Genomic DNA, 16,155 nt, shown 5'->3' with positions numbered 1-16,155 from the left:
GTGAATGTTTTTTTTTATCCAATTAATGGTAAAATGCAAGTAAAATCACCGTCTTTTTTATAAGCTTTAAAGTTGTTTTTAGAGTAGTATTTATAGATACTTTCTAAGTATTTGTGACCAAACTTGGATTCTTTCTCGAAGTTTTGCTTTTCGTTTAAATTATTGGTAATAATTACAACGTTTTCTTTAATGTCGATTGTGATTTTTAAAGGACTTTCTTCCGAAGCAATATTGTGTTTTATGGCATTTTCTACCGCAATCTGAAAAGCGAGATAAGGCACTTTTTTCGCCAGAATGCTCTCGTTTTCTATACTAATAGTAAAAACAAATTCTTCTGTAAATCGGGTTTGCTGCAGAAAAATGTATTTCTCGATAAAAAGCAGTTCTTCCTGAACCGTAACAATATTGTTTAGCGGTGGATTAATAAGATATCTGTAAATTTTAGAAAGGTTCAATGTAAATTTTCTGGCAACTCCGGTATTATTCTCAATAAGCATATAAAGCGAATTGAGCGAATTAAAAAGAAAATGCGGATTTATCTGCTCCTTTAATTGTTGCAGTTGGATTAGCGCTTTCTCTTTATTAATCATTTCATTTTCTAGCAGAAGCTTGTTTTTTTCCTGCGACAAGATTTCTTTTTCCTGAAAAGTTCTTCGGGTAAAAATGGTAAACAAATAAAAGAACACAATCAAAATTGCTGTTGTAATAATATAAATGAGATAAGCGTATTGTTTTACCGCATTTACATCCTCATTCGAAATTTCCCTGGGAAAATTTACTGCTATATACCAGTGTGTTCCCTTTACGTTCAACCGTTTGGTATATCTTACAATATCTAAAAGCAAATATTCTGATGTTGCAATTCTCTTACTAAAACCTTCTCTTTTAGTAAAAGTAGTATCCTGAGGCGCTATATTTGTGAGTTTAAAAATGTTCTTTTTAAGTAATTTTACTTCAGGATGATAAATGATAGTTCCTTTTTTATCAAAGACAAAAGCATAGTTAGGCGCTTTTTGATCAATCGTTGAGAAATAAGTCTGAAGTGATTTCAAATCGATATCATAACCGTATCGTACTACAGTACCATTTGCGGCGGTATATTTATAATAAATGCGCCAAAAAAAGTTTTCAGGATCTTCGACAATCCTATTAGATTGATTAAGATCTCTGTTTTTAGCCACAAAATCTTTTATAGAACTTTCCAGATGGCTATTACTTTTAGAAACGGTAAATGCTATCTTTTGATTGTTGATCTGAAACCAGTTATTTTTTACCAGACTATCATTGGCATGAATATTACTTAGAACTTTTAAATTATCAGATAGGTTTTTAGTGTTGCTAATATCTACAATTCGTTTTAGTTCATTTTTCGTCTCCAAAAAGCGCGATAATTCCTGAGCAATTACTTCTTGTTTTTTTACAAAACTGCGTTGTGAGGTTTCTGCATTCGATTTTTCGGTAACCTGAGTCATTAATCCACTCAATATATAAATTGAAAGCAGCGTAAGAAAAACGAAAATGATTCCTAAAATGAAAAAGTTCCTGCCGGAAAAGGTATTTTTAAAAGTAAATTTCAAGGGTAATTTTTAAAAAATAAGGAAAAATTTAAATCCTTATTGCAATATGGTATTCGTTTTTTTTGTGTGCAAATATAAAACTTTTTGTCTGATACCCTTTTAGTTATGAAAATATAGCGCAAATTTCGCAGGTTCGTTTAGTAAAAATCTTGTTAAGGAGGAAAAGGGTTTAAAATTTGTTTCAAGTTTCAGGTTTCAGGTTTGAAATGAACTTAAAAGATTACCTACATTTTACCGCAAAGTCCGCAAAGATTTTATTAAGCAAGTATTTTATAAAAACACAAAGTTCGCAAAGCTTTGTATTAAATTAAGCTTTGCGAAAAATCTTTGCGGACTTTGCGGTAAAATTACAAAGTGCTTCTACTCACATTTCAACTTGAAACATGAAACCTGAAACTTCAAACAAAAAATCAGTTCAATTGAATAAGCTGTGGACCAAATTCTTCATAAAATATATTTTTCTGATTTACTTTTAGATCGATAAGAGCATCATATTGCGTTTTTATAAACACTTCCGGTCCACAGATATAAAATTTGGCATCTTCTAATAAAATCGAATCTTTGCATTTGGAAAGATCAACGCGGCCTTCTATAATTTGGTTTGACGAATTACCTGAATTTTCTATTGTATCATAAAAAGTAAATGTTTCAAGCCATTTTACTTCGTTTTTTAAGGCAGCAATCTGATCTTTAAAAGCATGAACAGATTCATTTCTGCAGCCGTGAACCCAAATTGTTTTTTTATTTCTGATCGTATTTAGATTTGTTTCTAACATACTCAACATTGGCGTAAAACCAACACCGCCACTAATTAATACCAACGGATTTTCAGCATCTTTTTCTAAGTGAAACAATCCTGCCGGAGCAGAAATTGCAACAACATCACCTTCAGATTTTGCATGAAGTGTATTCGAAACCAATCCGGATGGGTTTGAAGCCATTCCGGTTTCTTTTTTAACCGAGATTCTGTAATATTCCGGATTAAAAGCACTTGATAAACTATATTGTCTTGGTTGTAATAGACCTAATTCTTTAACAAAAATCTGAAGACTTATAAATTGCCCCGGATAAAAATTGGTGATTTCTTTTCCGTCTTCCGGATACAGGTAAAACGATTTGATCTCGTTTGATTCCGTAACTATTTTTTTGATTATAAAGTTTCTCCAGCCATTCCAGCTTCCGGGTTTCGCGGCATTTTCCTGATACATTTCTTTTTCGATATCAATCATAATTTGTGCAAGCTCATAATAAGCAACCGTCCACGCTTCTAGAATTTCAGGTGTTGCAGTTTCTCCAATGACTTCTGCAATAGACGCGAGCAATTGTGTACCTACTATTTTATATTGTTCCGGTTGTATATTTAAACTTCTGTGTTTGGTACCAATTCCTTTTAAAACAGGAATCAAAACACCTGGATTGTCGATATTTTCGGCGTAAGCCAAAACAGCATTCGCCAAAGCAGATTTCTGTCTTCCGTTTGCCTGATTTCCCATATTGAATATGTTTTTCAATTCAGGATGATTCTTAAACATTCGGGCATAAAAATAAGTGGTAAGATCTTCGCCGTTTGATCTTAAAATAGGAATAGTGGCTTTAATAAGCTCTTTTTGATGTGGATTCATTTATTTGGATTTAAATTTTTAAGTGTCTATAAACTCTTTCAGAATTTATTTTTCACAAATTTAAACCTCGTCTAAAGCTCTGTTTTATGATTCAAATCATAAGAGCCCAATTAAAAGAAGAATAGTTTTTTTGTTTCAGATTTTAAAGTTTCAGGTTTAAAGTTTCAGGTTTGAAATGAGAATAGAATTTCTATGTCATTTTACCGCAAAGAATACAAAGATTTTTATTTTGCTGTACGCTTAGAAAACACAAAGTTCGCAAAGCTGGTTCAACACAAAGCTTTGCGAACTTTGTAGACTTAATAATTTTACCGCAAAGAACACAAAGATTTTTATTTTGTTGTACGCTTAGAAAACACAAAGTTCGCAAAGCTGGTTCAACACAAAGCTTTGCGAACTTTGTAGACTTAATAATTTTACCGCAAAGAATACAAAGATTTTTATTTTACTGTATGCTTAGAAAACACAAAGCTCGCAAAGCTTTGTATTTAAACTTTGCGAACTTTGCGTAAATCTTCGCTCTTTGCGGTAAAAACCATAAAGTAATTCTCATTTCAAACCTGAAACTTGAAACCTGAAACAAAAAAAACTTTAAGAAATCTGAAGGTGTTCAAGTTTTTTCCCAACCAGCGTTTTCACTCCAACAACTTTAAAACCTAATTTTAGATATAATTTTTTAGCATTTGGATTTTCCTCTTCGACCAATAAACCCAAAGTCAGGTTATTTTGGGTCACGAATTCTTCAATCAAAAATTGCAATAGTTTAGAACCAATTCCTTTTCCCTGATGATTTTGGCTAACGCCCAATGAATCAATATAAAATTCACCACTTTGGGTTTCGTTTTCAGGATCAAAATCAGGATTAAAATTTAGTTGTACATAATTTACAATTGGTTGTCGCAATTCCTGTAATTTTCCTCCCTCATAAATAGAAACTGCGCCTACAATTTCGTCATTATCTTCTGCCACAAAACAGTTTTGATACGAGTATTGGTTTTTTTCGGTTTCAACAAAATGAAGCACAAAATAATAAGCCGTTTTAGGATCTCTTTCGCCAATAAATTTATAGATAATTTCTTCCATCGCTAACAATAAAAGTGCGGCTATTGATTCTGAATCTTCAATTGTTGCTTTTCTGATAATCATGATTTCTCTTTTTAAGTTGTGCAAAATTACGGTAACTTTTAATTATGAGCGATTTTCATTGAGATAATGCTGAAAATAGTAGCTTTTTTTAGATTTTAATCAAAATGAGAGCAATTGAAAGTGATTTTATTTACGAGTTAAATGTCTTTAAATCAGTCTGTTATTTAATTATGAAAGTAAAAAATAAATCAGTTTTGTGTCTTACAGCTAAATTTTGAAAATGAGTAATCAGACTATAATTATTTTTTTAATTTGGAAGATTTTATAGTAAAAAGAGTACTTTTTTAAACTTACCTGTTGATAACTGTTTTTTTGCAAACGGACATTTGAGTGCTTTTTTATGTTGATAACTCTATTTAGATTTAGTACAAATAGCTGATGCGTCGATGATTACAGAATATTATAGTGCTGTTGATAAAAACGGATTTCAGATTGATTTTAACAGTCTGTAACCTGTTGATAATTGCATGGTTTTTTAACATCAAATCTTGGTCAAAAGAAGAACTGTGGGTTAATTTTGCACTTATAGAAATGTCGCTAAAATCCCCCAATTATCGAATCATTTTTATTCAGAATAAGTCACCATTTAATACTATACATATGTCTATTTTCGATAAAAGAATCAATTATAAACCTTTTGAATATCCAGAGGTATTACAATTTACAGAAGCCATAAATAAAGCTTATTGGGTGCATACTGAGGTTGACTTTACGGCTGATACTCAGGATTTTCATTCGCATCTGAATGCTGCTGAAAAAACGGCTATCAAAAATAGTTTATTGGCAATTGCACAAATAGAAGTAGCTGTAAAAAGTTTTTGGGGTAATATTTACGAGCATTTTCCAAAACCGGAATTCAACGGTTTAGGAAGCACTTTTGCCGAATGTGAGTTCAGGCATTCTGAGGCTTATTCACGCCTTTTGGAGGTTTTAGGATATAATGATGAATTCGAAAAATTAATGGACATTCCGGTAATCCGCAAGCGTGTTGATTATTTGTCTGATGTGCTTAAGGATACAAAATCACAGGACAATAAAAAGTATGTGGTTTCCTTGATATTATTCAGTATCCTGATCGAAAATGTATCTCTTTTTAGTCAGTTTGCGATCTTATTGTCTTTTACAAGATTTAAAGGATACATGAAAAATGTAAGCAACATTATTGCATGGACCTCAATAGACGAACAAATTCATGCGAATGGCGGAATTTATATCATCAATAAAATACGAGAAGAATTCCCTGATTTTTTTGATGAAGAAACGTTGGCTCTTATCAGAGAAACCGTTAAGCATTCTATTGCCGTAGAAGCAGATATATTAGACTGGATATTTGAAGAAGGTGAAATCGAAAGTATCAAAAAAGCAGATTTGGTGAATTTTATGAAATTTAGATTAGACGAAAGTTTAACTCAAATAGGCATTGAAACCGTATTTAATGTTCCTGCCGATGACTATAAAGCCATGGCATGGTTTGAAGAAGAAGTTTTTGCCAATAGTCTGGATGATTTCTTTGCGAAAAGACCTGTAGAATATACCAAACACGACAAAAGTATTACCGCAAACGACCTTTTCTAAACAGCAAATTACAATTATGAATACAATAGATACAATTTCAGGAAATAGCGCTCCTTTGAGCGAAGCAGATAATAAAATGTGGTGGAAAAACTCTGAAAGTGAGCAAATTTTAAATCGTGGATACCTTTTAAAAGGGGAAACTGTAGAAGGCGCAATTGACAGAATTTGTACTGCCGCAGCAAAAAGATTGTATAAACCTGAATTGAAAGATTCTTTTGTAGAAATGATCGAACGTGGCTGGATGAGTATCAGTTCACCGGTTTGGGCGAATATGGGAACAGAACGCGGATTGCCAATTTCGTGTTTTAATGTTCACGTTCCGGATGAAATCGAAGGAATCACACATAAATTGGGTGAGGTAATCATGCAAACCAAAATTGGTGGCGGAACGTCAGGATATTTTGGAGAATTAAGAGAAAGAGGAAGCGCCGTAACCGATAATGGAAAGAGTAGTGGAGCAGTAAGTTTCATGAAACTTTTTGATACTACAATGGATACCATTTCTCAAGGTGGAGTTCGTCGTGGAGCTTTTGCAGCTTATTTAGACGTCGATCATCCGGATATCGAGGAGTTTTTGAAGATAAAAAGCATAGGAAACCCAATTCAGAACCTGTTTACCGGAATTTGTGTACCGGATTACTGGATGCAGGAAATGATTGACGGAGATAGTGATAAAAGACAAATTTGGGCAAAAGTTCTCGAAAGCCGTCAGCAAAAAGGATTACCTTATATCTTTTTTAGTGACAACGTAAACAAGAACAAACCACAAGTTTATAAAGATAAAAACCTGCGTATTAACGCGAGTAATCTTTGCAGCGAAATCATGTTGCCATCAAGTATCGATGAATCGTTTATTTGCTGTTTATCATCAATGAACCTGGAACTTTATGAAGAATGGAAAGATACTGAAGCTGTAAAACTGGCAATTTTTTTCCTGGACGCTGTATTACAGGAATTCATAGAAAAAACAGAAGGTAATTATTACTTGTCTGCTGCAAATCGTTTTGCAAAAAGACACCGTGCACTTGGACTTGGAGTTTTAGGATGGCATTCGTATTTGCAAAAAAATATGATTCCGTTTGAAGGGCTTGAAGCCAAAATGAAAACGACAGAAATATTCAAACATATTAGTGACAAAGCGGATAAAGCAACGCAGGATCTTGCCCGAATTTATGGTGAACCAGAATTGCTAAAAGGATACGGAAGACGTAATACAACCACAATGGCAATTGCTCCAACAACGTCATCATCGGCTATTTTGGGACAAACTTCACCTGGAATTGAACCTTTTAGCAGTAATTACTATAAAGCGGGTTTGAGCAAAGGTAACTTTATGCGTAAAAACAAATACCTAAAAACATTATTAGAAGAAAAAGGTCTTGATAATGAAGAGGTTTGGAGAGAAATTATGCTTAACGGAGGAAGTGTTCAACACATGAGCCAATTGAGCCAAAATGAGAAAGATGTTTTTAAAACCTTTAAAGAAATCAGTCAGTTAGAGATTGTACAGCAAGCATCTATTCGTCAGAAATATGTCGATCAGGGACAAAGTATCAACCTGAATATTCCGTCGGATTTACCAATTAAAGAAGTAAACCGTTTGCTTATAGAAGCATGGCAATTAGGAATCAAAAGTTTATATTACCAACGAAGCCAGAGTGTATCTAAAGAACTAGTTACGAGTTTGGTTACTTGCAGTAGTTGCGAATCATAAAAAGGAAAGCCGGATTTTATCCGGCTTTTTTATGCAGTATTTTTTGCCCGCGGATTATACGGATTAAACGGGTTTTCGCTGGTTTTTTTTAATGTACTGGCATCTTTGTTAAAGTTGTTATGCGCAATCTTGTCATGTTGACGAAGGAGAGATCTCCGAAAGTAGCTTAACACAATCTTGTCATGTCGACCAGAGGGAGAGATCACACAAGAAATGCCGTAAAGAAAATCGCCAATCTTTGTCGAGCTTAGTGTGCGATCTCTGCCTTCGGTCGAGATGACAAACATTATACTTACAATTCGAACTAAAAAAAGACTGCCTTTTTAGGGGCAGCCTCTTCATAAACAACCTCCCTAAATTTTAATGACTTTTACTATTCTCAAAACCCAGAATAGTAATCATATGTGGCGTGTTCGAAACCTTGATTTTCTTTGCAATTGTCATTGTAGATAAGTTTAACTGTAATAATTCTCCTGTAGTTGGCGAAGTGATATAAGCAAAATTCTCTGTTAGCTGAATTTGCGGTTTCGAAGTAGCATCGCTTGCTGTTTCAGGAATTACTTTCGCTTCTTTTTCTACTTGTAAACTGGTTAAATTGAAAACTTTAAAATCACCTGAAAGCAATAAAATTCCTAATTTACTGGCGTTGTAACTTACTTTGCATTGTGTAATTGTAGTGCTTTGCAAAATTGGTTTTATGGTTGCATTTACAACATCAATTAAATAAGCTCCTTTTGCGGCAGTGAATCCTATAAATTTTCCTTTGGCTTTTGTTTCTAAAATACTTCCAAACCAAGCAGTTCCAAAATCTTCAGGAAGTGCAATTAGTTTTTGTTTTCCGGAACTTTCTACAACAAGAACACCGCTTGCAGAACCAAAAACAGCGTATGTTCCGTCAGAAGCATTTCCGTGGATTCCTTTTGTTACAACAGTAGATTCGAAAAGTGTTTTACCGGAATTATCGATAATTTTTACTTTTTCAGGCAATGTTCCTGCAACAGAATTGTCTTTTTGGGTAATGGCATAAGTTCCGTTAGAAAAAGTTGCCATAGCACCGTGATGCGCTAATAAACCGGCATTTATAGTTTTAAATTTTGCTCCGGCGGTATTAATTTCAGATTCTTTTGCTACGGATAAAGTTCCGTCTCCGTCATTAAAAGTCAATAATTCTCCTATTTTACTTTTAAAATGAGTCGGCAAAAGCGATTGTCCTGTTAAAGCACCAAATTTCGGAATTCCGTCTACGTCAACGTGATCACCGTGACCTTCGAATCCGCTGTCAAAAGTTTCAACCGTATTGTCTGCCCGGTGTATAATTCCCGCATATCGACCTGATTCTGTAGTGTAAAGAGCAGATTTGGCAAATTTTGCATTAAAAGAAGCTGTTGTTGCATCAACCGGATTTACAAGCGTAAGCTCAGTTGTTTTTTCATCAGAAAGCAATACTCTTAAATATTTATATTCGGCGAGAGCTTCTTCGGGCGTTTCAGCAGTATTATCGTCGTCATTACTACACGATACTGTAAAAGTTGCTAAAGCAAATAGGAAAATCAGTTTGAAATAATTGTTTTTCATTGTAAATTGGGATTAATGGTTAAAAAAATATGGATATTGTTTCGAAAACAATACTTTAAATGCCGAATTATTCTACAAGAAGATTCAGAAGATCTTGTTCTCTTTCGTGTTCTGTTTTATTTTGGACATAATTATAAAGTGCATTTTCCCATTCACCATAAACAGGATTTGGAAGCACAATAAATTTTTTGCCCCATTGATTTTGTTCCTTATCCGTTTCAGTAAGGCGTTGCGGAATATTCTTTTTTTCAAAAGCAGCGGTAAAATCATTTAAATTATCACCAAGAAGCATGATAAGATTATAGTTTTTTTCAACTGCCAATCGTCGTTCTTCTTTAGAAGATGATTCTTTTTTAAAGAGGCAATGTTGGGCATCTGCATTTGGTAATTTGAGTTTTTGTAAATTAATTATAGTACTCTCTACTGCACTTGTATCTCTATTTGAAACATAGAAAATAGTAATCCCCATTTTGTTGGCTTCCTGCAAAAAAGATACAGCTCCGGGTACCGCTAATGCTCTTGATTGATCTGTCCAGAGATTCCATTCACGGTCGCTGATTTGTATTTTTTCTTTAATCAAATGCGCTTCAAAACCACTATTATCCAGTATAGTTTCATCCAGATCAGTGATAATGGCTAAGTTTCGTTTTTTAATTTGTTGGTTGGGAATTTCTTTAAGACGAAGCGAAGCTAAATTAAATGCCTGATAACATAATGCCCGATATTCTGCTGATGTTTGTTGCCATAAAACAGGCAATATTTTTATATTCGTTTCTTGTGTTTGCTGCTGTCCAAAGCTTTGTTTTGAACTCAGCAATAACAAAAGAATTATCGCTTTAAAATAAAACGGAATCATTTTTTTTGTTTTCATAATCAAACTCTTTTTATCAGATTTTTGAATTCCCGGCAGGAGAAAGCGTACTGATTAATAATTAATAGTAATAGGCATTGATTTGTAAACACTCATATTATACGTCGTGTTTTTATAGAGAATCACCCAATTGTATTGTCCGGATTGCCACGATTTGTCTGCAGTTGTTGGGTTTCCGTCTGCGTCTTTGTCTGCTCCAACAACGATACTTTCACCTCCCCAAACCTCATTGATCTTTTGTAACGTAGCAATTTTAGACGCTGGTGCAAGTCCTTTGTGTTCTACTTTTGTGATCACGATAACTTTCTTTAAATCAAGGTTATCAATGCTTTCCGGATGATAATTAAGGCTCTTTTTTATTAATACAGAATACAGGATTCCGTCGCCCACAATCTGGCTTACTTGCGCGTGAGCCGTAATCTTATCATTCTTTTTAAAGATTAATTCCGGTTCTGTCCAGGTTTCCATATAATAAATCAAGTCATCATTTCGCGAAAGCATATCACGACCAATTAACGGATCAGCAGGCATATTTGCGGGATCTGTAATGGTAATTTCTTCCTTGATTTCGAGCTGGGATCCGTTTTCATCCAAAACAATAAAAGAGAAATCATATTTACCTTCCGGAGCATCGGCAGGAATATTAAAATGTTTGTGCACATTGGTGTTTTTTGCGCCTTTATATTCAATCCATGACAATTCAAATTTCCAGTCTTTGGTATAAGTTTCCCCTTTTTTAGGTAATATTTTGAGTTGTACATCGGCGATTTTATCTCCGGCAATTACATCGGCATTAAAATGAAAATCACGACCAATTAAGGCTCGTTTGTTATTGGCGGTTCCAATTTCTACATTGGTAGCGGTTGGTTTCAAAACTTCGTTGTTGTCATCGTTATCACAAGCCGTAAATGCAGCGGCGACAACAAAAAACAGCAGAAATAATTTTGTTCTTTTCATAAGGGATTTGGGTTTGTTAATTGAATTCATATTAAATTTATTGATGTATTAAAAAGGGAATTTTTACAGATACGATAATGTTTCGGCTTGCTTCAGGGAGTTCGATCAATCTGTAAAAACTGGTATGATTGAGGTATTTTGTATTAAACAAATTCTGAACCTGCATACTTATGATAAAATCCTGTTGTCCGGCTTTTACTTTTGTACCCAAAGCAATGTTGAACACATTACTGCTGGCGGTTTTCTTTTCTGGCGGAACGATTTGATTTTGCTCAGCCGTATACCGATAATCAAGCGAGAAATAAGTATTTTTTAGATGTTTTATTTCCGGATTATAGGTTAAACCAAATAAAACCGAAGCAGGCGGAGAAAAGGGGAGTGTATAACCCTTTTTGCTTCCTGATAATTGTTCCGAATACAGATATTCAGCCAGAATCTCACCGCTTAAATTCTTCAGAAACTGATAACGCGTTTGCAGTTCGCCGCCATAACGCATGACTTTACTTTGCTCGTATTCAAATACCTGATTGCCTGCGCCGTAATAAATATCATGTTGCGAAGTGGGATTGAGGTAAATATAATTGGGGAAATAATTAAAAAACGGACTCAGTTGCACAAACCATTTATTTTGCTGCCAATCGATACCCAGATCTAATTGATACGAACGTTCTGCTGCTAAATTTGGATCTCCTTTTTCGAACCTGAAATAATGGTAATTCACCCCGTTTGAAGCCAGTTCTTTGGCAATTGGCATTCTAAAACTCGTCCCCATATTGGCTTTAAGCGACCATTGTCCCGGAGTATAATTTACGCCCGCTGACCAGTTGAAACTATCGAATGTTCTGGTAAGTTCTTCAGATCGTTTTAAGTATTGTTGTGTCGTTTGTCCGTTTTCTGTGATTTCGCTTTGAAACCAATCTGTATATTGTTTCATTTCGATTCGACCATGATCCAGCCGAATTGCGCCATGAAGTAACCATAAATCATTGAGCTGAAATTTATCATACACAAATAATCCGGCGTTCGATTGTTTAAAAGCAGGAATCAAAAAACTCCAGCCATTAATTGCATTTTGCTGTTGCTCAGTATTTAAACCTGCAGTAAATTGATGCTGACCTATTGAAAACACATCTTTAACCGCTACTGAAAAAACTTCTTTATCGTACTGTCTTTCTAAATCTTGTGGTGCATACATATCGTCAGGATAAACAGGCGGCATATAACCATGATTGACATAATGGCTCCATTCACGACGGAAGTTTTTCTGAAAACCCAATTGTGTTTCCAGTGTATGATTTCCTAAAGAAAATGACGTTGTATTGCTAATTTTAGTATGCGTAACTTCCTGAAAAGGCATCAGAATATCACGACTTGATTTATCATGAAGTCCTGTATCTACATTTCTGGGTTCAAGTCCATGCGCATTGGCAAAAAAGCCACTTTTGGTGTAAACAGAACTTACATAAAAAACCGATTTAAACCGATCTGTAATATAACCCAAACTTCCATGCAAATCCAGTTCTTTTCCTGCGGTATTGCGCAAATGATTTTTGTATAACGGAACGGCGTAATTGTAAACCTGTACAATATTTGTGGGAACACGATAATCGCCGTATTCCATAGCGGTAATTCTGGAATCGAAAAACCATTTTTTATTTCGACCAAATAAATTAAATGATCCTCCATATTGCTCGTTATTGCTTTTGCCTGTAAAATCAAGGCTTCCGCCTAAAATATTTTGAGCAGGAAAAGGCACTGGTTTTATATTGATTGCGCCGCCAATTGCATCAGATCCGTACATAAACGAAGCCGGGCCTTTGATAATTTCTACACGATTTACAGCATATTGATCGATTTCAAGACCATGATCTGCGCCCCATTGCTGACCTTCGTGTTTGATACCATTTTCTACAACAATAACCTGATTAAAACTCAATCCTCTAATTAAAGGCTTTGAACCTCCAGAACCTATAGAAATAGTTTTAACTCCCGGAAGTCTTTGCAGCGATTGCATCAGGCTTCCGCCAAGATTCCGCTGGATAAAACTACTGTTGACGGTTTCTATATTAAGAGATTCTTCTTTTTTACGACGTTTTTCATAGTCCTCTTTAATCACTACTTCCTGCAATTCTTTTGCATCAGATTGTGCCGAAACTTTTGTAATTATAGCAAAACAAGATAGTAACAGACAAAAAATCCGTAATCGATTCGATTTGTTTTTGTTCATCAAATCAACTATAAAATTTTAATACTTAAACCTTTAATCGTTTGCCAGCCTTCTTTATCTGTTAAGCGAATCATAAAATGATAATCACCCGGATCAATATCTGCAGGAATAGTAATTTCCTGAACCGCTTCGTAACTTTTTTGTCCGCTTGCAATCATAACCGAATTAATGTACAACAACGGATTCACAGGTTTTTTGACAGGATCTGATGTACAATTATTCACTTCGGTGCTGTGTGTATGATGGTCAAAATTGTGGTGAATGTCCAGACTGTAGGATCCTAAAGCAGTATTATCTGTGAATTTTGCCCTGAACGTTATTTTTTGTCCTCGTGTAATTTCACTGCATTGTATAGGAAATACGTTTGCTGCCGAGATATCTATTACCGGATATTCCGTGTCGATGTCGTTATTGTCACTGCTGCAAGATGCAAGCACAATGACGCATATAAAAACAGCGACGAGAAAGTTGGTTCTTTTCATTTTGTTTGATTTTAAAGGTTCGTATGTATAAAAATTGAGTTACGGAACAGGAATCTTCTTCACAGGAAAAAGAAAAAGAATGTTGACTTTACGCCATAGCAACAGGACGTAAAAGAGATTTTCTTTTATCGATTTTTAGAAAGTAAATACTGAAAGTTGTAAAATGTAAAAAGTAAAATACTAACCGATTAGAAACGGCATTCGGCAAGGTTCAATTTGTTGATATTGAAATTAATAGCGATAGAAGATAATGTATAATACTAAAGCTTTTTGATCTGATTTTGAGCACAATAGTTTTATTCCGAAAAGGGAAAAACTTTCAGGATCACAAAAAGAAAAAGCTGTTTTTCAGACTATAATTGCGAGAAAAATAAATAGTAAAGAATCTGGAAAAAACGAATTGCTTTTTCGACATTATTCAATCTAAAACATATAAATACACATCAAGCCAAAATTGAATTGATTTACTTTTATGGTTTTAGAAAATTGGAGGTGCTCTAAGGGAAAATAAGGAACCTTTGAAAAACTCAGAAAGTGATTTTGAGTAAAAATGTACAGAATGAATTAGTGTACTGTTTTTATAGAATTGAAAAGTTTCGAAAGAAAAAGTTCCAACGGCGCTAAATTTAAAATGACAAATGGCACATTCTTCGTTTGAATGATCCAGTATTTTAAATTCGCTTTTATCAGAATGGTGAACCTGTTTTATACTTTTGTGCGAAACATTATGACTTTGTATGTGTTCATATGAATGCAGCACCGGAAATAGTATAGCAAATACTACTATTAGCGGCATAAAGATATTAAGGAATTTAAATTTCTTTTTCATTCTGATGAATTGACATTGATAATGCAATGTTGTTGCAAATATAAAATTCTTATTTATAAATGCAACATTGTTTCATTAAAAATATTCTGAATTTAATTATCGAGAGTTGAAAGTTTGAAATTCGTGCATTAGGCACATAATATTGGTAAAAATTATCTTCAAATAAATTTTGCGTGCCGTAGGTACGCAATCAAACTAACTATTGCGTACCTACGGCACGCTGTATTTGCTCTTATTCTCTTTTCTACCAATATTGAGTGCCTAAAGGCACATTCCAACTTTTGATTCGCTTGAATTAAGTTTGATTTAAACTCAAACTTTAGATTTTAATCTGCTCAACGTTTCCTGTGAGACATTAATATACGAAGCCACAATTTTATTAGGCAAACGCTTTACAATAGTTGGATTTATTTTGAGTAATAACTGATATCGTTCTAAGGCATCCATTGTGGTAAACGACATGAGTCTGTTGGTATTATTGACATAAGCCCTTTCTAAATAGCGACAATAAAACTGCATCCATTCCGGAATGGTTTGCAGTAAGTGATTAAAATCTTCGTGACTAATATACAAAAGTTCCGATTTTTCGATCACCTGAATGTATTCTGCCGAAGGTTCTTTAGTAATAAAACTCACCAATGCTGTAGCAATCTGGTTTTCGAAAGCAATATATCGGGTTACATCTTTTCCTTCTTCATTAATATAATAAATCCTTAAACAGCCTTTACCCACAAAATAAGTATTCTGACTGGTTTGTCCAGCCGAAACCAATAATTCGTTTTTATCGTGTTTTAAAGGCTTAAAATAAGATAAAATCGTATTGAGGTTTTCATCAGAAACCTCAATACGATTTTTTATATAATCACCAAGTTGCTCGTATATCATTTGCTATTTATAATCTCTCACAAATTTGCGGTAATAAATAATATCTTCTATAGACAATACTACCAAATCCTGTTGTTCTGCAAAGCTAATGATTTTGTCAAGTTTAGCCATACTGCCGTCTTCATTCATTAACTCACATAAAACAGCTTCGGGTTTTAAACCGGCTAATTTCATTAAATCAACGCTGCCTTCTGTATGTCCGTTGCGTTCCAGAACACCATTATTTTTGGCACGTAACGGAAAAATATGTCCCGGTCTTGCCAAGTCAGATGCTTTTGCATTTACTGCTGATGCCGTTTTGATAGTCGTAATTCGATCTGCTGCCGAAACTCCGGTTGTAACGCCATTTTTTGCTTCGATTGTAATGGTAAATGGCGTTTGGAAACTGCTTGTATTTTCTTTGACCATATACGGCAATTCGAGCTCATCTGCTTTTTCGTTCGTCAGGCAAAGGCAAACAATTCCGCTGCATTCGCGTATCATCATTGCCATATTGGAAACACTTATATGTTGCGCAGAAAAAATCAAGTCGCCTTCGTTTTCGCGGTTTTCATCATCGGTTAATAAAATTCCTTTTCCGTTTTGTAAATGTCTTAGTGCGTTTTCTACACGTTCTAAGCTGGTTAAACCAAATTTTTCTAGTGGATATGTTAGTGTGCTGATCATTTTATTCTAAATGCTTTTGAAATTAATAA

General features: G+C 34.3%; 13 protein-coding genes. 2 read left to right on the top strand and 11 right to left on the bottom strand.

Going from position 1 to position 16,155, the window contains the following annotated elements; genetic code table 11:
- Positions 1–14 precede the first annotated feature (14 nt).
- The 3 genes from BXU01_RS01065 to BXU01_RS01055 all read right to left on the bottom strand — a co-directional run bounded on the left by BXU01_RS01065 (position 15) and on the right by BXU01_RS01055 (position 4,345).
- Entirely contained in the window at positions 15–1,577 is a 1,563-nt protein-coding gene (locus tag BXU01_RS01065; RefSeq protein ID WP_083691310.1) for a histidine kinase, read from the bottom strand.
- 410 nt (positions 1,578–1,987) lie between these two features.
- Positions 1,988–3,199 carry an NO-inducible flavohemoprotein gene (gene hmpA, locus BXU01_RS01060; protein ID WP_083691309.1) on the bottom strand — a complete coding sequence of 404 codons (1,212 nt, stop codon included), beginning with the start codon at positions 3,197–3,199 and terminating at the stop codon, positions 1,988–1,990.
- 591 nt (positions 3,200–3,790) lie between these two features.
- Positions 3,791–4,345, bottom strand: coding sequence for a GNAT family N-acetyltransferase (locus tag BXU01_RS01055; RefSeq protein ID WP_083691308.1), 555 nt, complete (start codon positions 4,343–4,345; stop codon positions 3,791–3,793).
- 600 nt (positions 4,346–4,945) lie between these two features.
- Between BXU01_RS01055 and BXU01_RS01050 the strand changes: the two genes are divergently transcribed.
- Positions 4,946–5,920 carry a ribonucleotide-diphosphate reductase subunit beta gene (locus BXU01_RS01050; RefSeq protein ID WP_055092868.1) on the top strand — a complete coding sequence of 325 codons (975 nt, stop codon included), beginning with the start codon at positions 4,946–4,948 and terminating at the stop codon, positions 5,918–5,920.
- Positions 5,921–5,936: 16 nt separating this feature from the next.
- Complete coding sequence (locus BXU01_RS01045) at positions 5,937–7,634, top strand: ribonucleoside-diphosphate reductase subunit alpha (protein ID WP_055092866.1); 1,698 nt, start codon at positions 5,937–5,939, stop codon at positions 7,632–7,634.
- Positions 7,635–7,994: 360 nt separating this feature from the next.
- Here BXU01_RS01045 and BXU01_RS01040 read toward each other — a convergent pair whose 3' ends face one another.
- From BXU01_RS01040 to ribB, 8 genes are all read right to left on the bottom strand, one after another.
- On the bottom strand, positions 7,995–9,209 hold the full coding sequence (locus tag BXU01_RS01040; RefSeq protein ID WP_083691307.1) for a hypothetical protein: 1,215 nt from the start codon (positions 9,207–9,209) through the stop codon (positions 7,995–7,997).
- A gap of 67 nt (positions 9,210–9,276) precedes the next feature.
- Positions 9,277–10,080, bottom strand: a complete 804-nt coding sequence (locus BXU01_RS01035; protein WP_083691306.1) for a 5'-nucleotidase, lipoprotein e(P4) family — start codon at positions 10,078–10,080, stop codon at positions 9,277–9,279.
- Positions 10,081–10,134: 54 nt separating this feature from the next.
- Entirely contained in the window at positions 10,135–11,037 is a 903-nt protein-coding gene (locus BXU01_RS01030) for a DUF4625 domain-containing protein (RefSeq protein WP_083691855.1), read from the bottom strand.
- A gap of 37 nt (positions 11,038–11,074) precedes the next feature.
- Complete coding sequence (locus tag BXU01_RS01025; RefSeq protein ID WP_083691305.1) at positions 11,075–13,264, bottom strand: TonB-dependent receptor; 2,190 nt, start codon at positions 13,262–13,264, stop codon at positions 11,075–11,077.
- A gap of 8 nt (positions 13,265–13,272) precedes the next feature.
- Positions 13,273–13,746, bottom strand: a complete 474-nt coding sequence (locus BXU01_RS01020) for a DUF4625 domain-containing protein (RefSeq protein ID WP_083691304.1) — start codon at positions 13,744–13,746, stop codon at positions 13,273–13,275.
- Positions 13,747–14,224: 478 nt separating this feature from the next.
- Entirely contained in the window at positions 14,225–14,542 is a 318-nt protein-coding gene (locus BXU01_RS01015) for a hypothetical protein (RefSeq protein ID WP_255373678.1), read from the bottom strand.
- 345 nt (positions 14,543–14,887) lie between these two features.
- The gene (locus tag BXU01_RS01010) at positions 14,888–15,460 is read right to left on the bottom strand and encodes a Crp/Fnr family transcriptional regulator (RefSeq protein ID WP_206196596.1); all 573 of its coding nucleotides are present in this window, start codon (positions 15,458–15,460) and stop codon (positions 14,888–14,890) included.
- A gap of 3 nt (positions 15,461–15,463) precedes the next feature.
- Positions 15,464–16,126, bottom strand: coding sequence for a 3,4-dihydroxy-2-butanone-4-phosphate synthase (ribB, locus tag BXU01_RS01005; RefSeq protein WP_083691302.1), 663 nt, complete (start codon positions 16,124–16,126; stop codon positions 15,464–15,466).
- Positions 16,127–16,155: the final 29 nt, after the last annotated feature.

The sequence above is a fragment of the [Flexibacter] sp. ATCC 35103 genome (assembly GCF_001975985.1).
In the GTDB taxonomy this organism is placed as follows: Bacteria; Bacteroidota; Bacteroidia; order Flavobacteriales; family Flavobacteriaceae; genus Flavobacterium.
Note: the sequence above shows the minus strand (reverse complement) of the source record. Positions and strands in the feature narration are given on the sequence as shown.